Origin of the sequence: Escherichia sp. MR, assembly GCF_005280595.1 — a bacterium.
GTDB classification, from domain to species: domain Bacteria; phylum Pseudomonadota; class Gammaproteobacteria; order Enterobacterales; family Enterobacteriaceae; genus Escherichia; species Escherichia ruysiae.
This window is the reverse complement of sequence record NZ_SZVK01000006.1, coordinates 83,323-106,525: the sequence shown is the minus strand read 5'-3', so window position 1 is coordinate 106,525 and position 23,203 is coordinate 83,323. Positions and strand designations below refer to the sequence as shown.

19 protein-coding genes are annotated in these 23,203 nt (G+C 44.1%); 10 read left to right on the top strand and 9 right to left on the bottom strand.

The window, feature by feature from the left end:
• Positions 1–103: 103 nt before the first annotated feature.
• Complete coding sequence (gene mscK, locus FC814_RS04545) at positions 104–3,466, bottom strand: mechanosensitive channel MscK (protein WP_137325574.1); 3,363 nt, start codon at positions 3,464–3,466, stop codon at positions 104–106.
• 121 nt (positions 3,467–3,587) lie between these two features.
• Positions 3,588–4,241 (bottom strand): multidrug efflux transporter transcriptional repressor AcrR, encoded by a 654-nt coding sequence (gene acrR / locus FC814_RS04540; RefSeq protein ID WP_032224794.1) that lies wholly within the window; start codon positions 4,239–4,241, stop codon positions 3,588–3,590.
• A gap of 141 nt (positions 4,242–4,382) precedes the next feature.
• Between acrR and acrA the strand changes: the two genes are divergently transcribed.
• The 7 genes from acrA to pdeB all read left to right on the top strand — a co-directional run bounded on the left by acrA (position 4,383) and on the right by pdeB (position 12,944).
• Positions 4,383–5,576: a multidrug efflux RND transporter periplasmic adaptor subunit AcrA gene (gene acrA / locus FC814_RS04535; protein WP_010347661.1), complete on the top strand. Its 1,194-nt coding sequence runs from the start codon at positions 4,383–4,385 to the stop codon at positions 5,574–5,576.
• Positions 5,577–5,598: 22 nt separating this feature from the next.
• Positions 5,599–8,748 (top strand): efflux RND transporter permease AcrB, encoded by a 3,150-nt coding sequence (gene acrB / locus FC814_RS04530; RefSeq protein WP_001132459.1) that lies wholly within the window; start codon positions 5,599–5,601, stop codon positions 8,746–8,748.
• Positions 8,749–9,303: 555 nt separating this feature from the next.
• Complete coding sequence (gene tomB, locus FC814_RS04525) at positions 9,304–9,699, top strand: Hha toxicity modulator TomB (RefSeq protein ID WP_000344801.1); 396 nt, start codon at positions 9,304–9,306, stop codon at positions 9,697–9,699.
• 4 nt (positions 9,700–9,703) lie between these two features.
• The gene (locus tag FC814_RS04520) at positions 9,704–9,922 is read left to right on the top strand and encodes an HHA domain-containing protein (RefSeq protein ID WP_001280991.1); all 219 of its coding nucleotides are present in this window, start codon (positions 9,704–9,706) and stop codon (positions 9,920–9,922) included.
• A gap of 171 nt (positions 9,923–10,093) precedes the next feature.
• Positions 10,094–10,645, top strand: a complete 552-nt coding sequence (maa, locus tag FC814_RS04515; RefSeq protein ID WP_137325573.1) for a maltose O-acetyltransferase — start codon at positions 10,094–10,096, stop codon at positions 10,643–10,645.
• A 114-nt stretch (positions 10,646–10,759) separates the two neighbouring features.
• Positions 10,760–11,230 (top strand): YlaC family protein, encoded by a 471-nt coding sequence (locus FC814_RS04510; RefSeq protein ID WP_105289778.1) that lies wholly within the window; start codon positions 10,760–10,762, stop codon positions 11,228–11,230.
• Between the two features lie 163 nt (positions 11,231–11,393).
• On the top strand, positions 11,394–12,944 hold the full coding sequence (gene pdeB, locus FC814_RS04505; protein WP_137325572.1) for a cyclic-guanylate-specific phosphodiesterase PdeB: 1,551 nt from the start codon (positions 11,394–11,396) through the stop codon (positions 12,942–12,944).
• A 38-nt stretch (positions 12,945–12,982) separates the two neighbouring features.
• Here the strand turns inward: pdeB and FC814_RS04500 are convergent, their stop codons facing one another.
• From FC814_RS04500 to FC814_RS04490, 3 genes are all read right to left on the bottom strand, one after another.
• The gene (locus tag FC814_RS04500; protein ID WP_000878149.1) at positions 12,983–13,336 is read right to left on the bottom strand and encodes a DUF1428 domain-containing protein; all 354 of its coding nucleotides are present in this window, start codon (positions 13,334–13,336) and stop codon (positions 12,983–12,985) included.
• A gap of 342 nt (positions 13,337–13,678) precedes the next feature.
• On the bottom strand, positions 13,679–13,906 hold the full coding sequence (locus FC814_RS04495; RefSeq protein WP_024183738.1) for a DUF2188 domain-containing protein: 228 nt from the start codon (positions 13,904–13,906) through the stop codon (positions 13,679–13,681).
• Positions 13,907–14,123: 217 nt separating this feature from the next.
• Positions 14,124–14,744 (bottom strand): recombinase family protein, encoded by a 621-nt coding sequence (locus FC814_RS04490; protein WP_001267012.1) that lies wholly within the window; start codon positions 14,742–14,744, stop codon positions 14,124–14,126.
• Positions 14,745–15,129: 385 nt separating this feature from the next.
• On the opposite strand from FC814_RS04490, the gene FC814_RS04485 reads away from it, so the two are divergent.
• Positions 15,130–16,182 (top strand): nucleoid-associated protein, encoded by a 1,053-nt coding sequence (locus tag FC814_RS04485; protein ID WP_032082908.1) that lies wholly within the window; start codon positions 15,130–15,132, stop codon positions 16,180–16,182.
• Positions 16,179–17,795 carry a hypothetical protein gene (locus FC814_RS04480; RefSeq protein WP_108451206.1) on the top strand — a complete coding sequence of 539 codons (1,617 nt, stop codon included), beginning with the start codon at positions 16,179–16,181 and terminating at the stop codon, positions 17,793–17,795. The genes FC814_RS04485 and FC814_RS04480 overlap by 4 nt, the downstream gene beginning before the upstream one ends.
• A 187-nt stretch (positions 17,796–17,982) precedes the next feature.
• Here FC814_RS04480 and FC814_RS04475 read toward each other — a convergent pair whose 3' ends face one another.
• Together FC814_RS04475 and FC814_RS04470 are read right to left on the bottom strand one after the other, a co-directional pair.
• Positions 17,983–18,339: a hypothetical protein gene (locus FC814_RS04475; protein WP_000816832.1), complete on the bottom strand. Its 357-nt coding sequence runs from the start codon at positions 18,337–18,339 to the stop codon at positions 17,983–17,985.
• Between the two features lie 22 nt (positions 18,340–18,361).
• Positions 18,362–18,958 (bottom strand): hypothetical protein, encoded by a 597-nt coding sequence (locus tag FC814_RS04470; RefSeq protein WP_000559957.1) that lies wholly within the window; start codon positions 18,956–18,958, stop codon positions 18,362–18,364.
• Between the two features lie 533 nt (positions 18,959–19,491).
• Between FC814_RS04470 and FC814_RS04465 the strand changes: the two genes are divergently transcribed.
• Positions 19,492–20,175, top strand: coding sequence for a hypothetical protein (locus FC814_RS04465; protein WP_000344175.1), 684 nt, complete (start codon positions 19,492–19,494; stop codon positions 20,173–20,175).
• 400 nt (positions 20,176–20,575) lie between these two features.
• Here FC814_RS04465 and FC814_RS04460 read toward each other — a convergent pair whose 3' ends face one another.
• Both FC814_RS04460 and FC814_RS04455 read right to left on the bottom strand, forming a co-directional pair.
• The gene (locus tag FC814_RS04460; protein ID WP_137325571.1) at positions 20,576–21,043 is read right to left on the bottom strand and encodes a hypothetical protein; all 468 of its coding nucleotides are present in this window, start codon (positions 21,041–21,043) and stop codon (positions 20,576–20,578) included.
• Positions 21,044–22,064: 1,021 nt separating this feature from the next.
• Entirely contained in the window at positions 22,065–23,126 is a 1,062-nt protein-coding gene (locus tag FC814_RS04455) for a site-specific integrase (protein WP_000952466.1), read from the bottom strand.
• Positions 23,127–23,203 lie beyond the last annotated feature (77 nt).

Sequence of the window (23,203 nt, the reverse complement as noted above, 5' to 3'; positions counted from 1 at the left end):
CCTCACCCTAGCCCTCTCCCCGATGGGGCGAGGGGATTGTCCGTGCATATGCCGGGCTTTGTCAGCAATCTCGGGGGCGGATAAATGTCGCCCCCTTTCGTTATTACCCTACCGCTGGCGTCGGATCGTCGCCTTTGTAGTCGCGTTTTACTTCCGTCACCTCATCGCCCTTCTCGTTGTGCAGATGCACTTCAAGCTGGTTAAAGGCAATGTTGATGTCGTTTTCACGGCACAGCTGATCAATGGTACGGTTCAGTTCATCGACAGTACGGCTACGGTCGCGCAGTTCACGAACGTACAGGCGCAGCTCGTGATCCAGGGTGCTGGCGCCAAACGCAGTAAAGAAGACTTCCGGCATCGGTTCGTGCATCACCCTTGGATGCTCAGTCGCTGCCTGAAGCAGGACTCTGCGTACTTTTTCCAGATCAGAACCGTAAGCCACACCCAGGCGGATCACCAGACGAGTGGTGGTATCGGTTAACGACCAGTTGATCAGACGCTCGGTTACGAACGCTTTGTTCGGGATGATCACTTCTTTGCGATCGAAGTCCGTAATAGTCGTTGCACGAATACGAATCTTACTGACTGTTCCGGAGAAAGTACCGATGGTTACCGTATCGCCAATGCGCACCGGACGTTCGAACAGGATGATCAAACCAGAAACGAAGTTACCGAAGATCTCTTGTAAACCAAAACCCAGACCTACAGATAATGCCGCTGCCAGCCACTGGAGTTTATCCCACGACACACCAAGCGACCCAAACACTGTCATCGCACCAACGGCAATAATGATGTAGTTAAGGATGGTAGTAATGGCATACGACGCGCCCTGGCGCATATTCAGTCGCGAGAGCACCAGCACTTCCAGCAAACCAGGCAGGTTGCGGATCAGCGCCCAGGCAACCATCGATGCGATAATCGCAAACAACAGACTGCCCATAGTGACGCTTTTCACCACCGCAACCCCGGCTTCAGTGCCGTTGTAATGCCAGAGCGTGATGCTGTCGAGATAGCTGAACACGGTGATCAAATCGGACCAAATTGCCCAGAACATGACACCGAACAGCGCAAACATCAGCAACATGGTAATACGCAGCGTCTGCTGGTTAACCTGCTCCAGTGCAATGGTGGGCTCTTCCGGCGGTTCGGCACCTTCTGCGCCCTCTTTCACCAGATTCTGCCGACGCGCCAGCGCACGACGCCAGGCGATACGCCGCGCCGCTACGCTTAAGCCGCGCAATACCGTCTGGTACAGCAGGTTCCAGATGATCACCAAATAAACAGTTTCAATCCAACGCCCGGAGAGGCGCAGCGTGGTGTAGAAATAACCTGTGGCGGTCAGCACCATCAACGCAATCGGGATAATCGACAGCACGGTAATGGTGACCAGTCGCATGGTGTGCGACTCTTTATCGCGCCAGCTTTCGCGGCACATCGGCCATACTAGGAAGGCAATCAGCAGCAGGTTGAAGAAAATCATCGCCTGCCCCAGCACATCATCCATCAGATGCAGCGGGGAAAGTTCTGCCACCACAGACCAGAAATGGATTGGCAGCAACGCGAGACTGATGCGGACAATTTGCCGACGCCAGTGGCTGGTCTGCTGTTCCGGCATACCAAAGTGACGCACGGCAACGCCGTTTTTCTCCAGTACCTTCCAGCACAGGCCAAACACCAGCCAGAAAATCGCCAGTTTTTTGCTGAACGACCACAGTAATTCACTGATGTTGAGCTGCATGGTGAGCAGAATCAAACCGACGGCGAGAATAATCAGACACACCGGCAGCGCGCGGATCAGATCGATAAGGATCGCTTTTGGTGTGTTGAGCTGGCTGTCGTTACGCAGGGAACCTACGGCGGAAGCCAGTTTTTGTTGATACGCTTTCAGCCATCCCAGACGCCAGTGAATCAACCCGGCGATGAGCAGCAGCGGCAAACCTGCGAGGAAAGCGATAAAGACGGCAGGCCAGGCTTTTTCCCAGTTCACCGTAATTTTCATCGACTTGAATTCATCCTGCAGCGTTTGTGGGAACGCTTTAATCCAGTCCCAGTCCATCGGGCGGTTACTGTTCACCCAGAAAATCTGCTGGGTCAGGATGGATTTCAGGTTTTTCGATACGCTCATTAACTGTTGCTGGTTGATTTGCAGGTTAATGGCCATCATGAGTTGGTTGCCCAACTGTTTGTTAAGCTGATCCAGCAATTCGCGACGCATATCAACTACTTGCAACAATGCGTCACGGACTTCGTCGTTGACTTCATTCGCATGACCCTCTTCCAGTTTGGCGACATAAGCATCACTCTGGAAGAGTGCGTCACGCTGCTGGTTCACTTCGAACTGTTCGAGACGCAAATCCGCAATGCGGTTGGTCATATTTTCCAGTTCGTCCGCCGAGGGCAGCGTTTGTTGTTGCTGATAAAGAATACGTGACAGCAGCAGACTGCCCTTCAGGACAGAAATCTGCTCTTTGATATTGCGTTCCGATTGCAGCGCCCGCTCCAGCCAGTTTTTGACTTTTATGTTTTGCTGCATCAGCAAATTGCCGTTTTCAGTGGCGCTAATCAGACGCTGACTTAACTGCTGGTTAATTTCCAGCTCTTGTTTCACCAGCGGATTAGCCTGAATACGCGCAGCTTCGTCCGGCGTTACCGCTTCCTGCGCCGTTTTTTCAGTTAATGTCAGACGCTTGCTGTTAACCGCCTCCTGCAATAGTTGCAGCTCATGTTCCAGACGAGTGCTGTTCGCCGTCACATAATCGCGTTGCTTTTGCAGGGTATCCTGTAAGACGGTGTTCCCTTCCAGGCTTTTACGTTGCTGGTCAATCTCGGCATTCAACAAAGCCTGCTGCGCCTGCATCAGCACTTTCTGGCTGGGACGTAAGGCTGTCTCACCGACTTCCGTGCCATCCAGGCGGCTGCGAATTTGTTGCAGCTGCTGTGAGGCGGTATACATCGCATTTTGCACGCGTTCAGGCTGCGTCTGTAAAGAAACTAACTGGCTGTTATAAGACGCCAGATCGTTTTGTGCGTTTTGCAAATCGTCCAGCGCCTGGGCAACGCGAGTTTCCAGTTGGCGCAACGAAAGCGTGCTCAGAATTTTGCGCGTTTCGTCGTCGTTGTCCACATCGCTAAGTGCGGTTAACGCTACGGTCGCCTGGCGCATTTTTTCTGGCGCTTCAGCCACTTTTTGTCGTAACTGAACCGTCTCTTCTTTTACGCGATCGATTTTATCGAGAGTGGCTAATGTGTCTGTCAGATCCTGCTGAACCAGTTTGTCCTGAGCAGAAAGATCTTTTTGTTTATTAAGCGAGTCAAGCTGTGCCTGTAGATCCGCTTTCGTCGGTAAGTCACCATTTGATGACGCCCGCGCAAAGGCCGTGTTCTGGCATAACAAGACCAAAACGAAAGCAATAAATGCTGAAAAAACAAAATGCCGTGATCGTTTGTAATACTGGAACATAGTCATGATGAATGAAGGTTTCTGAACCTGAAGGACGACCTGAAATAGTCAAGCGGCTAGAATAGCACGCCGTAGAGAGCCAGAATAGCAACAGAGAAAATGTCCAGGAAAAATCCTGGAGTCTGATTCAGGATTTTTCGTTGGTGACAGGTGTACGAAGCGTAGGGCAAAGAAGATACATTTCCAACAATATGGCAACGTAATCGCGGGCTTCTTTTTTGAGGTCAAAAGATTGCGGGGCAAAGAGCCAATTTTCCATTAAGCCGGAAATATAGCCGCGCATAATAATGGCTGCGCGACGCGTCATTAAATCTGCGGGCAGCATTTTCGCTTCAATACAATGTCTTAACGTTTGTTCTATACGGTCATAACTTTCCAGACAGAGATTACGTTGTGCCTGTTGAACAACAGCCATTTCTCCGACAAATTCGCATTTGTGGAAAATAATCTCCATCAATAATCGCCGCCGCTCTTCAGTCACCGTCGATTCAAGAACATGAATTAGTATTTCTCTTAATACTGAGAGTGGATCGTCAGGGAATTTTGCCTGATACTCAAGCTCTAGTTCACCAATATTGGATTCTGACAGCTCCCAGATCTCACTGAACAAATCCGACTTATCTTTAAAATGCCAGTAGATTGCACCACGCGTAACGCCTGCTGCTTTTGCAATCTCTCCCAGTGAGGTGGATGATACCCCCTGCTGTGAGAAAAGACGTAAAGCCACATCGAGGATGTGTTGACGCGTTTCTTGCGCTTCTTGTTTGGTTTTTCGTGCCATATGTTCGTGAATTTACAGGCGTTAGATTTACATACATTTATGAATGTATGTACCATAGCACGACGATAATATAAACGCAGCAATGGGTTTATCGACTTTTGACCATTGACCAATTTGAAATCGGACACTCGAGGTTTACATATGAACAAAAACAGAGGGTTTACGCCTCTGGCGATCGTTCTGATGCTCTCAGGCAGCTTAGCGCTTACAGGATGTGACGACAAACAGGCCCAACAAGGTGGCCAGCAGATGCCCGCTGTTGGGGTAGTAACAGTCAAAACTGAACCTCTGCAGATCACAACCGAGCTTCCGGGTCGCACCAGTGCCTACCGGATCGCAGAAGTTCGTCCTCAAGTTAGCGGGATTATCCTGAAGCGTAATTTCAAAGAAGGTAGCGACATCGAAGCAGGTGTCTCTCTCTATCAGATTGATCCTGCGACCTATCAGGCAGCGTACGACAGTGCAAAAGGCGATCTGGCTAAAGCGCAGGCAGCAGCCAATATCGCGCAGTTGACTGTTAATCGTTACCAGAAGCTGCTGGGTACTCAGTACATCAGTAAGCAAGAGTACGATCAGGCGCTGGCTGATGCGCAACAGGCAAATGCGGCTGTTACTGCGGCGAAAGCGGCTGTTGAAACCGCGCGCATCAATCTGGCTTACACCAAAGTCACCTCTCCGATTACCGGCCGTATTGGTAAATCGAACGTGACGGAAGGCGCATTGGTGCAAAACGGCCAGGCGACTGCGCTGGCGACCGTGCAGCAACTTGATCCGATCTACGTTGATGTTACTCAGTCCAGTAACGATTTCCTGCGTCTGAAACAAGAACTCGCCAACGGCACACTGAAGCAAGAGAACGGTAAAGCCAAAGTCTCGCTAATCACCAGTGACGGTATTAAGTTCCCGCAGGACGGTACGCTGGAGTTCTCTGACGTTACCGTTGATCAGACCACCGGTTCTATCACTTTACGCGCTATCTTCCCGAACCCGGATCACACCCTGCTGCCGGGTATGTTCGTGCGCGCACGTCTGGAAGAAGGGCTTAATCCAACCGCCATTTTAGTTCCGCAACAAGGTGTAACTCGTACACCACGCGGCGAAGCTACCGTTCTGGTAGTTGGCGCGGATGACAAAGTGGAAACTCGTCCGATCGTCGCAAGCCAGGCCATTGGCGATAAGTGGCTGGTGACTGAGGGTCTGAAAGCAGGCGAACGAGTAGTAGTAAGTGGGCTGCAGAAAGTGCGTCCTGGTGTCCAGGTGAAAGCACAAGAGATAACCGCTGATAACAACCAGCAAGACGCAAGCGGTGCTCAGCCTGAACAGTCCAAGTCTTAACTTAAACAGGAGCCGTTAAGACATGCCTAATTTCTTTATTGATCGCCCGATTTTTGCGTGGGTGATCGCCATCATCATCATGTTGGCAGGGGGGCTGGCGATCCTCAAACTGCCGGTGGCGCAATATCCTACGATTGCACCGCCGGCAGTAACGATCTCCGCTTCCTATCCTGGCGCTGATGCAAAAACGGTGCAGGACACTGTTACACAGGTTATCGAACAGAATATGAACGGTATTGATAACCTGATGTACATGTCCTCCAACAGTGACTCCACGGGTACTGTGCAGATCACCCTGACCTTTGAGTCTGGTACTGATGCGGATATTGCGCAGGTTCAGGTGCAGAACAAACTGCAACTGGCGATGCCATTACTGCCGCAGGAAGTACAGCAGCAAGGGGTGAGCGTTGAGAAATCCTCCAGTAGCTTCCTGATGGTTGTCGGCGTTATCAACACCGATGGCTCCATGACGCAGGAGGATATATCCGACTATGTAGCGGCGAATATGAAAGATGCCATCAGCCGTACATCAGGCGTCGGTGACGTTCAGCTGTTCGGTTCACAGTATGCGATGCGTATCTGGATGAACCCGAATGAGCTGAACAAATACCAGTTAACGCCGGTTGATGTCATTACCGCTATCAAAGCACAAAACGCCCAGGTCGCGGCCGGTCAGCTCGGTGGTACGCCGCCGGTGAAAGGCCAGCAGCTTAACGCCTCTATTATTGCTCAGACGCGTCTGACCTCCACTGAAGAGTTCGGCAAAATTCTGCTGAAAGTGAATCAGGATGGTTCCCGCGTACTGCTGCGTGATGTGGCGAAAATTGAGCTGGGTGGTGAGAACTACGACATCATCGCAGAGTTTAACGGACAACCCGCTTCTGGTCTGGGTATCAAACTGGCGACCGGTGCGAACGCGCTGGATACGGCTGCGGCAATCCGTGCTGAACTGGCGAAGATGGAGCCGTTCTTCCCATCGGGTCTGAAAATCGTTTATCCATACGACACTACGCCGTTCGTGAAAATCTCCATTCACGAAGTGGTTAAAACGCTGGTTGAAGCGATCATCCTCGTGTTCCTGGTCATGTATCTGTTCTTGCAGAACTTCCGCGCGACGTTGATTCCGACCATTGCCGTACCGGTGGTATTGCTGGGAACCTTTGCGGTTCTTGCTGCCTTTGGCTTCTCGATAAACACGCTAACGATGTTCGGGATGGTGCTCGCTATCGGCCTGTTGGTGGATGACGCCATCGTTGTAGTAGAAAACGTGGAACGTGTGATGGCGGAAGAAGGTTTGCCGCCGAAAGAAGCTACACGTAAATCGATGGGGCAGATTCAGGGCGCACTGGTGGGTATCGCGATGGTGCTGTCTGCGGTATTCGTACCAATGGCCTTCTTCGGCGGTTCGACTGGTGCAATCTATCGTCAGTTCTCCATTACCATTGTTTCGGCAATGGCACTGTCGGTACTGGTGGCATTGATCCTGACTCCGGCGCTTTGTGCGACCATGCTGAAACCGATTGCCAAAGGCGATCACGGGGAAGGCAAGAAAGGCTTCTTCGGCTGGTTTAACCGCATGTTCGAGAAGAGCACGCACCACTACACCGACAGCGTAGGCGGAATTCTGCGCAGTACGGGGCGTTATCTGGTGCTGTATCTGATCATCGTGGTCGGCATGGCCTATCTGTTCGTGCGTCTGCCAAGCTCCTTCTTGCCAGATGAAGACCAGGGCGTATTTATGACCATGGTTCAGCTGCCTGCAGGTGCAACGCAGGAACGCACGCAGAAAGTGCTCAACGAAGTGACGAATTACTATCTGACCAAAGAAAAGAACAACGTTGAATCGGTGTTCGCCGTTAACGGCTTCGGTTTTGCAGGACGTGGTCAGAACACGGGTATTGCGTTCGTTTCGTTGAAGGACTGGGCTGACCGTCCGGGTGATGAAAACAAAGTTGAAGCAATTACCACGCGTGCAACGCGCGCTTTCTCGCAGATTAAAGATGCGATGGTGTTCGCCTTTAACCTGCCAGCGATTGTAGAACTGGGTACGGCAACCGGTTTTGACTTTGAGTTGATTGACCAGGCCGGCCTCGGTCACGAAAAACTGACTCAGGCACGTAACCAGTTGCTGGGCGAAGCGGCGAAGCATCCTGATATGCTGACCAGCGTGCGTCCGAACGGTCTGGAAGACACGCCGCAGTTTAAAATTGATATCGACCAGGAAAAAGCTCAGGCGCTGGGTGTTTCTATCAACGACATTAACACCACTCTGGGTGCTGCATGGGGCGGCAGCTACGTGAACGACTTTATCGACCGTGGTCGCGTGAAGAAAGTTTATGTGATGTCAGAAGCGAAATACCGCATGTTGCCAGAAGATATCGGTAACTGGTATGTCCGCGCGGCTAATGGTCAGATGGTGCCATTCTCGGCGTTCTCCTCTTCCCGTTGGGAATACGGTTCGCCGCGTCTGGAACGTTACAACGGTCTGCCATCCATGGAGATCTTAGGCCAGGCAGCACCAGGCAAGAGTACCGGTGAAGCGATGGCGTTGATGGAGCAACTGGCGAGCAAACTGCCTACGGGGGTTGGCTACGACTGGACGGGGATGTCCTATCAGGAACGTCTCTCCGGCAACCAGGCGCCTTCGCTGTACGCAATTTCGTTGATTGTGGTGTTCCTGTGTCTGGCGGCGCTGTATGAGAGCTGGTCGATTCCGTTCTCCGTTATGCTGGTTGTTCCGCTAGGGGTTATCGGTGCGTTGCTGGCAGCCACCTTCCGTGGCTTAACCAATGACGTATACTTCCAGGTGGGCCTGCTTACAACCATTGGGTTGTCGGCGAAGAACGCGATACTTATCGTCGAATTCGCCAAAGACTTGATGGATAAAGAAGGTAAAGGTCTGATTGAAGCAACTCTGGACGCGGTGCGTATGCGTTTACGCCCAATCCTGATGACCTCACTAGCGTTTATCCTCGGTGTTATGCCGTTGGTTATCAGCACTGGTGCTGGCTCTGGCGCACAAAATGCGGTAGGTACTGGCGTAATGGGCGGGATGGTGACGGCAACAGTACTGGCAATCTTCTTCGTTCCGGTGTTCTTTGTGGTGGTTCGCCGCCGCTTTAGTCGCAAGAATGAAGATATCGAACATAACCATACTGTCGATCATCATTGATAGATCTCGTAATCACTAAGGCCGCGCAAGCGGCCTTTTTAATACGTATAATCTTAAAATAACAATGTTTACAGCTAAGCTCGCAAACGGAAGTTAGTTTTAACGCTACATAAAATTCATAAAAAATGCTTATTGTTAGTTAATTTATATTAAGTGGTAGTAATAGGTATAATAACCCATAGACATCTAGAGGCTATTCTTAATTATTTGCGGCAATCCTTTATTTATTCATATCAATTACATCATAATCAGAGTAATCCTGGGTATTAGTGTGACAAATTCCCGTCTCATTTTATCACCCTCGACGCAAGGATCCTGATTACGTTATGAATAGCATCAAACAAACTGCTTTAGCCTATACGTGGTTGATGTAGGGTGAAAAAGTAAGCCTTTTCCCTCTCCTCCCCCTAATTGTAATTTTTCGTAATAATGCGATGAAAACCTTCAAAGAGTGGATTATAGTTAATCTAACAACTGTGAGGGCAAGTCCAGGTCAGTAAGTTTTCCCACCCCGAAAGGTGTCCGTTAGTTCAACCACTAAGAAGGGGACGCGTTATGGATGAATACTCACCAAAAAGACATGATATTGCACAGCTTAAATTTCTCTGCGAAACCCTGTATCATGACTGTCTTGCAAACCTTGAAGAAAGCAATCATGGTTGGGTTAACGACCCTACCTCGGCTATCAATCTGCAGCTTAATGAACTCATTGAGCATATTGCGACCTTCGCACTTAATTACAAAATTAAGTATAATGAAGACAATAAGCTCATTGAGCAGATAGATGAATATCTGGACGACACCTTTATGTTGTTCAGTAGTTATGGTATTAATATGCAGGATCTCCAGAAATGGCGGAAGTCAGGTAACCGACTGTTCCGTTGTTTTGTGAACGCCACTAAAGAGAATCCTGCGAGTTTATCTTGTTCTAATTATTACAACCATGGGTAGAAGTATGTCCGATAAGCCTTTAACGAAAACCGATTATTTGATGCGTTTGCGTCGTTGTCAGACAATTGACACGCTGGAACGTGTTATCGAGAAAAATAAATACGAATTATCAGATAATGAACTGGCGGTATTTTACTCAGCCGCAGATCACCGTCTTGCAGAATTGACCATGAATAAGCTTTACGACAAGATCCCTTCCTCGGTGTGGAAATTTATTCGATAATTAAACAGTATAAGCACTGGACTATAACCATCTGTTTATTAGATATATTTTATTTTTACTCTGACGACATGCCGCGTGTGACTTCTGTCACACAGAGGTGACGGGAACGTTCTCATCACTGACATTTCGTATTACTGTGTTGCCCCATTTCCAGCAACCGGGTCGTCAGTAATGAGCACAGAAAAAGAAAAGATGATTGCTGGTGAGTTGTATCGATCGGCAGATGAGACTTTATCTCGCGATCGCCTGCGCGCTCGTCAGCTTATTCACCAATACAATCCTTCCTCGCCGGAAGATCAATCCTTACGCCAAAAAATCCTCGCCGATTTACTCGGTCAGGTTGCGGATGCGTATATTGAGCCCTCCTTTCGCTGCGACTATGGCTATAACATTTTTCTCGGTAAAGGGTTTTACGCGAACTTCGATTGCGTGATGCTTGATGTCTGCCCTATTCATATCGGCGATAATTGTATGCTGGCGCCTGGTGTCCATATCTACACGGCAACACATCCCATCGACCCTGTAGCACGTAATAGCGGTGTTGAACTGGGGAAACCGGTGACTATCGGTAACAACGTCTGGATTGGTGGTCGTGCCATCATTAACCCGGGCGTTACCATTGGCGATAACGTCGTAGTGGCATCAGGTGCCGTCGTCACCAAAGATGTCCCTGATAATGTTGTCGTAGGCGGTAACCCAGCCAGAGTCATTAAAAAACTGTAACTACAAATTGCAACTGTTATGCAAAATTGTAGTTAATCTGTTACTTTTCTCATGTCATTCCCACGTTAAAATAAGGTGTTCCCTGGAGAGTTGCAGATACCACGAAGGCAAAAGATGACCGAAATACAACGCCTGCTGACCGAAACAATTGAATCTCTGAATACGCGCGAAAAACGCGACAACAAGCCCCGCTTTAGTATCAGTTTTATCCGCAAACATCCGGGGCTGTTTATTGGCATGTATGTTGCCTTTTTTGCTACGCTGGCAGTGATGTTGCAGTCCGAAACGCTATCAGGTTCAGTCTGGCTCCTTGTCGTGCTATTCATCCTGCTCAACGGTTTCTTCTTTTTCGATGTCTACCCACGCTACCGCTACGAAGACATCGACGTGCTGGATTTTCGAGTTTGCTATAACGGCGAATGGTATAACACGCGCTTTGTCCCTGCCGCGCTGGTTGAAACCATACTGAACTCGCCGCGTGTCGCAGATGTTCATAAAGAACAACTGCAAAAAATGATCACCCGTAAAGGCGAGCTGTCTTTTTACGATATTTTCACTCTCGCTCGCGCCGAATCAACAACTTAAGTCAGACTTTCACACCAGGCGTAAGCTCTGCGCCTGGTCAATTGACAATGATCGTTGCCCCCCCATCATTTCATGAAATACTGACCTTACCCACTTATCTCCTGCCAGCCTTTTTCCACAATCAGATATACTTTCCCTACATTGTGTTGATAAGGACATGTTGGTGAGAACACGACATCTGGTCGGCCTGATTTCGGGAGTGCTTATACTTTCAGTACTACTGCCTGTCGGCTTAAGCATCTGGCTGGCTCATCAGCAGGTAGAAGCGTCGTTTGTTGAAGAGCTGAATACCTATTCCTCCCGCGTCGCTATTCGAGCCAATAAAGTGGCGACGCAAGGGAAAGATGCACTACAAGAGCTGGAAAGATGGCAAGGCGGAGCCTGTAGTGAAGAGCATCTCATGGAAATGCGGCGGGTTTCATACAGCTATCGCTATATTCAGGAAGTGGTTTATATCGATAACAACGTTCCCCAATGCTCTTCTCTGGAACACGAAAGCCCACCGGATACCTTTCCGGAGCCGGGGAAGATTTCAAAAGATGGTTATCGGGTCTGGTTAACCTCACACAATGACTTAGGTATTACCCGTTACATGGTTGCTATGGGAACCGCACATTACGTAGTGATGATCGACCCCGCCTCCTTTATCGACGTGATTCCTTATAGCTCATGGCAAATTGATGCCGCTATTATTGGCAATGCCCGTAATATAGTCATAACCAGCAGCGACGAAATTGCCCGGGGTATTATTACCCAATTGCAAAAAACACCCGGTGAGCACATCGAAAATAATGGGATCATTTACGACATTCTGCCCTTACCAGAGATGAATATTTCCATCATCACCTGGGCTTCAACGAAAACGTTGCAAAAAGGCTGGCATCGGCAGGTCTTTATCTGGTTACCTGTAGGGTTGTTAATTGGCCTGCTGGCAGCCATGTTTGTGCTGCGTATTTTGCGTCGTATCCAGTCTCCGCATCATCGCTTGCAGGATGCCATCGAAAATCGTGATATTTGTGTGCACTATCAGCCGATTATCTCCTTAGCCAATGGCAAAATTGTCGGTGCTGAAGCACTGGCGCGCTGGCCGCAGACAGACGGTAGTTGGTTGTCGCCAGATAGTTTTATTCCGCTGGCACAGCAAACGGGTCTTTCTGAGCCTCTGACGCTGCTGATTATAAGAAACGTGTTTGAAGATATGGGCGACTGGCTGCGACAACACCCGGAACAACATATTTCCATCAATCTTGAATCCACCGTGCTCGCCTCGGAAAAAATTCCGCAACTGCTGCGAGACATGATCAATCACTACCAGGTTAACCCCAAACAGATCGCTCTTGAACTTACAGAGCGCGAATTTGCCGATCCGAAAACCAGCGCCCCGATAATTTCGCGCTACCGGGAAGCGGGTCATGATATTTACCTGGATGATTTTGGTACGGGGTATTCAAGTTTAAGTTATTTACAGGATCTGGATGTCGACATTCTGAAGATCGATAAATCCTTCGTTGATGCGTTGGAATATAAAAATGTCACACCGCATATCATCGAAATGGCAAAAACGTTGAAACTGAAAATGGTGGCGGAAGGGATCGAAACGGGTAAACAGGAAGAGTGGCTACGTCAGCATGGCGTGCATTACGGTCAGGGCTGGCTGTACAGCAAAGCGTTGCCAAAAGAAGATTTCATACGCTGGGCAGAATACCATCTGTAAATTTTGGGGGCTGGCGGCACGCCGCACAGCCCGTCACGCTACTCGTCGATGATTGACTCAAACCCGCCGTAAATCATCCGTTTGCCATCAAACGGCATTGATTCGCCGAACTCTTTCATTCGTGGGTCAGACATCATTTTTTGATTGGCAGCGTCGCGGACCTCTTTTGAAGGGTATTCAATCCAGCTAAACACCACTTCCTCATTCTCTTCCGCTTTCACTGCCATGCGAAAATCGGTCACTTTGCCGTTTGGCACATCGCTGGCCCAACATTCAACAATACGAAGCGCGCCGAACTCTTTAAACAATGGCGCGGCCTTTGCGGCCATTTCTCGATAGGCATCTTTATTTTCGGCAGGAACAGCAACCACAAAACCATCAACATACTTCATCAGAAATACCTCCGAAGCGTACTGCGCAGCCAGACAATTCTTGCGGCGTCAGTCGTGGTTAAAGTTTAGCCACATTGGGATTTTTTGACGAAACGGCAGGAGCAGAAATGGGTGGGGGCCCTGCCATCAGCCATTAGTACTAAATTGTGTTGGTTAATCAATTGGTTATAGTGGTAGTACTACAACAGTACTGTACCACTCTAGATAGTACCGTCCAGCACAAAATCTTGCAAGGTAACGTGCCGTCATGGTTGGGGACATGACATGCACTTTTCGAAATTTATAGTGTCGGAAGTGCCTACCCGATGTACATAAAAAAGGGGCGACAAGCCCCTTATTCAATTACTTCTTATCCTTTGGTGGACAAGGATCGTTACCATGCGAATCTTTTTTTGCGATCCTGCCATCCTTGTTATGGATCACAAGCTCACTTTTTTGGTTTGTAGCAATCCCTCTTGCAGCGTCCACCGCAGATTGCTTTGTTGAGTGAACGGAGGTCGCTTTACTGTTTCCTGCCCCCTTAACGGCCCAACCTCCATCATGAGGAACAACATGCTGATCTTTACCCATTATCGAACCCTCTATTTCCATGGAAACATCAGCATATAGCGACAAAACCAACCACTCAATACCACATATTGTGTTTAAATTGATTTTAATCACAAAACGTGGATAGATATCGAAAGGATTCTTTCACTACGAAACTGTAAGTACCCTTCCTTAACCCTATACCGCTATATTCGTTAACAATCTGGCAGTGCTGGCCTACTCTGCCCTTTGTTACCCACTATTCTGCTGTAAGAGATGAGTTTTTAGCCACCTTTGCGATAGTAGCCCTTGAACAACCGATCAAAGCCTGAATTTTGCTCCAGCTTTTACCGTCAGACAGTAATTCTTGTACTTTATGATGCAGGCTCTCATCAACTGGGCGACCACGATATTTTTTCTCTCTCTTGGCCTTTTCAATACCCTGCTTTTGTCGTCTGCGGCGATCTTCGTAGTCCTTGCGACTGATTGCCGCCAGCATATCGAGCATCATAGAATTCATTGCTTCAAACATACGAACGGTGAACTCATCCTGAACATGTAAAAGCTGATGGCTCGTAGGCAAATCTAACGATACAACCCTGATCCCTTTAGATTCGATGAGTCCTCGTAAGGTTTTCCAGTCCTCTGCGGTAAGTCGGCTTATACGATCTATTTGCTCACAGAGCAGAATATCGCCACGTTCCGCGATATCTAAGAGTAAAAATAATTGAGGCCGCTGTAGGCTTGCACCTGATTCATTTTCTTTAAAGTACTTTGATATTTTCAGATCATGCGAATGAGCAAATGCCTCCAACTCTTTCAATGCCCTATCCGCATCTTGCTCTTTCGTCGAAGCTCTTAGATATGCCCATACACGCATGATAGTCACCATCAGTCTGTTTTATGTGGTTCATTATATATGGTCTGTTTTAGGTTGTAAAATCCATTTAATGAACCATTTTGAATTAGATATGTGTAGGTCTGCTAGAGGTATACATATGATGCACTAGGAATACTGCACATCAATAACAATAAGTTACTATTTCCAATGAAATAATATCCATTTACGCATAGACAAATCGAGCTAACTGTCTGGCTTATAGAGAATTTTTCATGTTTAATTAGATGTATCGCAGTCGGCAGTGTTTATGTTAGTGACAACCTCTTCTAATTTTTTGTAAAGGTGCTGGTAGATAGATTCATTCGGAATATACTGTATGAATAACCAGTGCTGTGATTTGATTTCTTATAAGGACTTATCAGCAATGAGTGAACTTAAAGTTATATCACACGCAATGTTTAACATATCCGTAGAACAGGCAGAAGCAAGTAGGGTAGACCTTGAACACGGTGAGGGCGATTTTCAGAAGTATTGCGGCCAATTGTTAGATGAGTTACTGGAAAATACTCGCAGCAAATCCTTTAAATTCAGAGCAATAGAAGAATTTGTCCCTGCTCATCTTAACGTGCTTGTTAATGATCAAAACGAGTGGGACAAGAGAACACTTGGAATTGCTGAAAAACTTTTGTCCGTGGAAATAGATGCTCAAGATAAAATTAAGGCTATGAAGAAAAAAATTAAAAAAGGAGCCTTATTAATTTTACTACTTTCTCGTGACAATAATTTCAATTTCGTAATACTTAAAATTGAACATAGCGATTTTTTTGATGAGATAGAGTCAAAAATCAAAAAAGGACTTCCTCTTAATCGTCAAAGGCTCCAAAAATCATGTTTAGTTAGCTTCAGCAACACATATGATGTTGAAGAGATTCTTATATCGGATAGCGGAGCTTCAATTAGTGAATATTGGTGGAAAAACTTCCTCAGTACTGTAGAACTTCAAAGTTCTGAACTTAATACAAAAAATGCGTTTGGTTCAATTGAAAACTTTCTTAAAAGGGAAGTAGAAAAGCACTCTTCCGTGGATTATTGGTATATGCGTAATGACATTATTGCTTACTTTAGAAACAATGAGCAATTTGCATACGATGAATTAGTAGAGAAAGTACGTTCACATAAGCCAGAAAGCCCAGCTATTGATGAACGTTTCGACCAAATAATCGAGAAATTTAAAGCATTACCAGATCATAAAAACTCGAAATTTGATAGGCAATTTCAATTAGAACCAAATGTAATTCGTGCTAGAATAAAGAAAACAATAGCTTTGTCAGACAACATTGAATTAAGAATCAACGGGGAAGTTGCTGATTTCCGTAAAAAAATAGTTCCCGAATCAGATGCGTTAGGTAAATATCTGAAAATCTACTCAGATACTGGTTACGAAGAATTTAGTGCAGGAAAAGAAGATAACGTATGAATATAGTATCTAAAATAGCCGATTTATTCATGCCATCGCAAGAAGTTTCTTCTTGCGACAACTTTCATTTATTTAAGGCTGAATATCGTATTTTAGAAACTACTATCCATCAAGATTATTCTCAACGGGTGGAAGAATTAACAAATGAAGTCATAGCTAACAATCTAGATATTGAAATTGACTTTAAGTTTGAGACTTGTGATTCATTCACCCTTCTTATTTCCCCAGAATATTGTAGTGATCTTCAACAAGTTAAAGATAAAATTGACAATGCTATTCAATTTTCAGAAACTGATGATACCATTATTATTTGCATTTCTATTGATAAAAAAATCGCCTTAGATAAAGACAATAAAATACATATATTTAACTTTGATAATTTCATCAAAAATGTCTTTGGGGCGAATGTATCCAGTATTCTGACATATCTTAACTGCTTTGATCTACATAAGGAGTTGCTTTTTAATGTCTGGGACGACATTAACTCCTTTGGTAGTGAAACAATCAAATTTGTTAGCCAAAAAGATTTGGTTGGTTCTAATACTCTCAGCATAGCCCGGGATTCCATCATCTCAAAAAGAAATAAAAGCTGCCATTTCATAAATGATTCACAATATAAATTCATTCCCGATGATTTTTTCCTGTCCCCTTCAGGGTCTTGTCATTCTGATATAAAAAACACATTTGATTCTCTATTAACAACTTTTCTCATTGTTTATCTCGCTGATACATCTGAAATTTCAGTTGAGAGTGATAGTAATGATTTATATATTGATTATAAATTCAAAGGTTATAGACTAATCAGTGAAGTTATTGCAATAAAAGACATGAGCAATAACAGTACAAGTGAGCTTTTCGATATTTACAAGTGGGTCTATAATAGCGGCAACTTCATAGATAAAATTGGTCTTGCTCGAAATATAATATCCATTCATATGGTGGATAAGAGTATGACATCGATAAATCATGGCACATTAAAGTCCATAGAATCGGGCTATGACATTTACCTTAAGGATAATGTAAAGCAATACATTGAAATAAAAAATAAAATTTCTGAGTTTCTCGTTGGGCAATCAGACAAAGCATCTGACATTACTAAAAACATGTTTTCCACCTTCAAAACTAGTTTTTGGAGTATTATAACATTCTTTATTTCGGTATTTCTCATTAAGATAATCACATCCAATAGTTATAGAGGAACTGTAACCTTAGAAACTCTAGTTGTAACTCTGGTGTTTATTTTATTCTCTGTTGTCTATTGGTATTTTACAAATAAAGAAGTATTGGAAGAAAAAGATAGATTACTCAGCCGTTATGACACAATCAAAAACAGATATAAAGATCTTCTTAATGAAGACGATTTAAATAACATAATTAATACAGAAAAATTAAAAGCAGATGACACTGCATATATAGAGTCCCGACGGAAAAGATTTTCAATTATTTGGAATAGTTTTAATGCTGTTATTGCAATAGTGGTATTGGGGTTGTTTTGCTTAGATAATAATATGTCACCGAGTAATAAATTAGAAGAAGAGGTAAAAGCACAGCCACAGCCACAGCCACAAAATACAAAGCAGAAATTGCAAAATCAAGATCTAAATACAAATTAAGTGATATTTTAATTCGTGTAGAAAAAAATAGCCTTTATTTTTATTTGCGTAAATGATTCCTTTACTTTTAGCACTAAAAGCAAGAAAACTATAATTTTATAATTTTCTTTGTTTAAGGCCAGTAATGTTTTCGGCGTTTCAATTGTCCTCGACGAAGGCCGCTTCCGCGACCTTATCTAGCCCGTGCTCATTGAGAACGATCAACTACCATGTATGTTGGTTGACACAGGCTGCCGCGTTCCTGTAACCAGTAGTAATCAAGATCCGCAACACGCATATCCAACCCCGAATCCACACGATTGATCTGTAACCGCAGCCCTACAGTATCTTTGTACGATAAACCAGATTTAACATTGTACTTGTACTTAACCCCGCTTTCTTCTTCAAAAGATTTGAGATAAGGGGGGATTTGCTTCTGAATTTCTTTCAAACAAATAACTTCCCCATCAATTACGAACGGCTTTTCAGTTTTACCGTCAGGAATAGTAGCCGCAATTGTGGTTAATGGAACTATCGACAACAGTACTGATAATGCTCTTTTCATCTGTTCTTCCCCTTGAATATAATCATTGTTTAGAACAAATTTGTGTAATGGTTGCATTATGGTTAAATTCAACATCAATTACTTTTATAGTATTATCATTAAGTACAGATACAAAATAATTACTTGACGAATTTCCGTACTTCCTTGAACCATCTGCTGCAATCTTGTTGAATTTAGCAGTATACACACTATCTTTATCGCCGGGAATTGGCATTCGACTGATTAATTCATTATCGGAAATAGTATAATAAATTAAAATTCCTTTATCTGAATAGTAACCTGAATCGCTTTTTGTTCCCTGTCGAGTTTGTATTATTGCATCGAACTTATCGCATTTATAAACATTGGTTTTGGCCTTTTCAGTACTGGTAGACGTTGAAGCCTTTACATCAGTACTTTTATCTTGTGAAACAACCCCGGAACCGATACCTACCGAAACGACAAAGACAATAAAACTCATGCCTAACGACGTAATCAAAGTACGGAACTTTCCCCGACCTTTATTTCTGGAATAGTTTGAAACTTTCCTGAAAGTAAGTACTGCAAGGATCACACAAATGATGAAAACGACAAGCCCGGCCATAAAATCCCTCAAACGTTGTGTATCAAAGGCAATCATAGTATCACTTCGCAATACACTGATCGATTAAAGCGATCAATTTTTGATTTTCGATCGGTTAAATCTATCAATATCTATTAATTGAAGACAAATCAATAGGTAAAAACGATCAGACGTTGGTCAGTACTTCGGAAACACCAGAAGTATGGTTTGGGTCTGCCGTTTAAACGCCCTCAGAAAACCGCTAAGGTCTCTTTATCGCATATGGCTTGAGATTTCAGCCTTTGGCTAAAATCGCTTTCAGGGGGGCTTCTTGTGCGTTTTGTCGGGAACACCATCATGGAGGGGGATAAATCGGATCGAAGTCGCTTCGCTCTGGTCAGTACTGGAAGGGTTAGCTTATCTGGCGAGGGAAGATGAATTGCCAGGCTTCATGAAGATGGTTGGTTTTGTGGACAAGAAGAACTGCCGTTTTGAGTATTCCCCCTCACACCCAACAAACCTACCCATTAGCAAGGGGGAGTACTTTCTCGTAGTATACAGAACGAATAAATTCTTTGTATACTTCCGTTTTATCCTAAAGCGATTTGATTATGGACGAGAATAATAAAGAAGTTATTGAAATAAGACCAGAAGATAAGGACTTTTTCGCAGAATTTATTGATTGTGAAGGTCCAATTATCCAAGATTCAATTGATCATAAAAAAATCACCCTCGCACTTGATAAAGCCCACGACATAAGAAAGTTTGAAATAGATCTCTATTGGAAGCGTGCTACATACTTCTTCGCATTCTTCACTGTAATAACAGCTGCATTTGGTTATTTGTTCACCCATGACAACTATACTTTCTTAGCCCCTGCACTTGCGATCATTGGTTCTGTTTTTGCTTTATGTTTTTGTTATGTGAATATCGGTAGTAAGTATTGGCAAGAAAACTGGGAGTTTATAATTGATAAAATTGAATATTATGTCACAGGAAACCTTTATAAACTTTTCTTCTTCGAAAACCATAGAACCAAACGCCCATCAGTCACTAAGATTAATATATTTCTAAGCAAGCTAATTATAGCTACATGGTACGCTTGCTTTATACTTTCCATGCACCAGATATGGAATCAAAGCATGGTATTAAATGTCTCTTATATTATCCTTATCATATATAGCACTGGAACGACATTATATTACTGCGATAAAACTGTTGCAGACATATCGAACAATGATAAAGAATCACCACGATTCTTTAGATTCAGAAATCCTAATTACATAAAATCATAAACATGGGGGCATTTGATGCCCCTTGTAAATTGATAATCCGACCTAAAAACACTTTGAGTACTTCATTTGTCAGTACTGTTATCTGTTTGAGCGAAAGCGAGTAACGGCTTTGGCGTGCTTTCGAGTACTGCGAGAAAAACGCAAAGTTACGATCTGATATTTGGTTTTTATAGAGACTAACAAGCAAAGCGAAGTTAGGCTCTTTAGATACTGAATATCAGTAAGGCTAATACATTCAAAATATCAGGTGAAAGGCAATATTATATTAAGTTACGGTTATTCACCCCACTGCATAAAACAAGAATAACCTACTGATTTTACGGACTTTTATTTGAAAAATAATTCACTAATAATCATGATAACCGTATTTCTTAGTTTTAAGTTACGGTTATAGGTACGATTAAACAATGGTTCGTAGATATGCAATCAGATCTTTCGCTGAGGCATTACTGTTCAATAGTTCCTGTACTGCGTTCTTCTGTTCGTCGGTTAATGGCTTACCAGGAAATGCTTTCTTTAGTCCACATAGCGTACCACCTTCTTCTACAAACTTATCCAATGCTTTAGCAACTGCGGTACAGGCTAATTTGTACTTCTCGATAGATGATTCACTTGCTGCAAATTTCTTCATCTGATCTGAACGGGTTAAGGTAAGATAATACTTAACCTGTACTTTTGAAAGCTCTGTAGCGTGTTTGACGATGTAGAAGACATCTTTAACAGGTAACTTGTACTTTCCCAATGATTTACACTCTTGAATCGTCTGGTTAATTATTAGAGTTGCTTCTGATGTTAGGCCACTGTAAGTAACACGTTTTAGTGCTTCTTCTAACTTTTTATTGTTATAAATCCTTTCTTTTTTTGCCATGATAAATACCCCTATGGAAGATGTTAATTAATATTGGCCTGATGTATTCCTAATACTCAGGCTTTTTATTTAAGAAGAAAATGGGTGGGGTTATACTCCACGTACCTTCTTGAACCATTCACGATACTCTGGCACTTTATTTTTGCGTAAATTGCTAATGAAATCTTGATCGCAATTAACTTTAAGTAAATTACAAATCCTAGCACTTGTCATATCACTTAGTAGGATATTCTCGTACTGAGAGAATGTTAGTTGAATGAAATTAACCTTTTCTTTCTTTCGAACTGATTTGTTCAATGACTTCCTATTAGTCCTGATTTTATTTTTTGTTTTTATTTTACCGTTTTTCTTTGACATTTTGTCACTCCTCTAAATTAAAATTCATCTCATGGTTAACCTCCTACGGCTGTTGTTTATGTTCGATTGGCTATATGTTAACGGGCAAAATTGCCCCAATCAAGGAATAGTTGCAACTTTTTCTTGACAATATCATTACTATTCAAGTCAAAGAATCATATATCATTTAGGCACTATCTTTGTACTTTTTAACTGGTACATTATTAGATGATTTAGCGAGTATCTTTGTACTTTCTTACTGATACATTCGTAAATTGTTTTAGAAGTATTCATGTACTTTCTAAGTGGTGCATAAATTTATGCGACCTTGCGGTCAGGCAGGATATAAAAAAGAAAAATCAATAAACATAATAACAAATCTATTGAAACACGTTACCTTGCAAGATTTTGTGCTGGACGGTACTATCTAGAGTGGTACAGTACTGTTGTAGTACTACCACTATAACCAATTGATTAACCAACACAATTTAGTACTAATGGCTGATGGCAGGGCCCCCACCCATTTCAGGGTAAGTACTTGATAGATAATGTCTAAAGTACTGAAATCTCTCCCCCATAGCCTTAGTGGTACAAAAACTGTGTATCACCAGTAGGCTGCACGATGTCCCTTATGCTCTCCCGTCTCACTAAGCAGGCTCTCAGCGAAGAGGCTGCTTAGTACGAATCAAATATGTTCTAATAGATCATATAGTTGAGATACCGCGACTGACTTACCATATCTTCTGTATGTAATTGAATTATCTGCATGTCCTAAGAATGCAGCAGCATAATGCTCCACTACACCAGCATTTTTTAACTTAGTGGCAATGTAATGTCGCAGTGAATGAAACTCTGGAACCCCTAATTTTTTGCGGTAACCGCTGAACCAGCGGGTGAAGTAGTGGCTGTATGACCCTTTATAAAAAGTTAACTGCGGAAACAGTCTGCCTTTCTGTTTCTGTACATAGTCCAAAAATCCAATATCTATCAATTTATTATGAATTGGTATTGTACGTTTACTGTTCTCCGTTTTGACCACCTGTCCATCATGACGATCATCAATCCTGATGCACCATCTTCCCTCATTTTTTAATATATCACCATGATATAGTTGACAAATTTCATTAGCCCTCATCCCCGTAAATCGACCAAGCAAAATAATCCATATCTTCCAGTCAGGTAATGTACTGATTCCATTCTCTAGGCATCTGATCTGAGCAGAGGTATATGCCTCTCGCTTTTGGGAAACTGGCTCGCGATCCTTTTGGAGCAATCCCTCAAAGGGATTTTGAAAATCATAGTCAGTACGGTGTTTCAGCCATCGAAAAAACCCACTGATTTTCTTAACATATTTGTTCTTTGTAGGAATCGCGACATCCAGCCCGCTAATGAATTCAGCAGCCCTACTACGCTTAAACACCTGCTCAGTGAAGCTAAAGTACTTATCAATACAGCGTTTGATAGAAGAAACTTCCCTTTCACAAACTTCACGGCTTTTAAACTCAACGTACTGCTCAGCATGTAGTTTTAGCTCGCTAAGCGACAAGTCTGAATTAGGGGATTGGATCAAATCGATTGTAGTCGTGGACGTCTCAGTAATCAGCCAAGGGCGATCTGCAAAGCGTAAAGATCGCTTTGTCGCTTCAGTCTTTGAACGAGTACCTAACGAACGACGAAACTCACGGCGTTTACCACAGGGTAAGACGTTAACTTTCCGGTAGTACCAGATCCCATGACGGGAGAGCATAAGGGACATCGTGCAGCCTACTGGTGATACACAGTTTTTGTACCACTAAGGCTATGGGGGAGAGATTTCAGTACTTT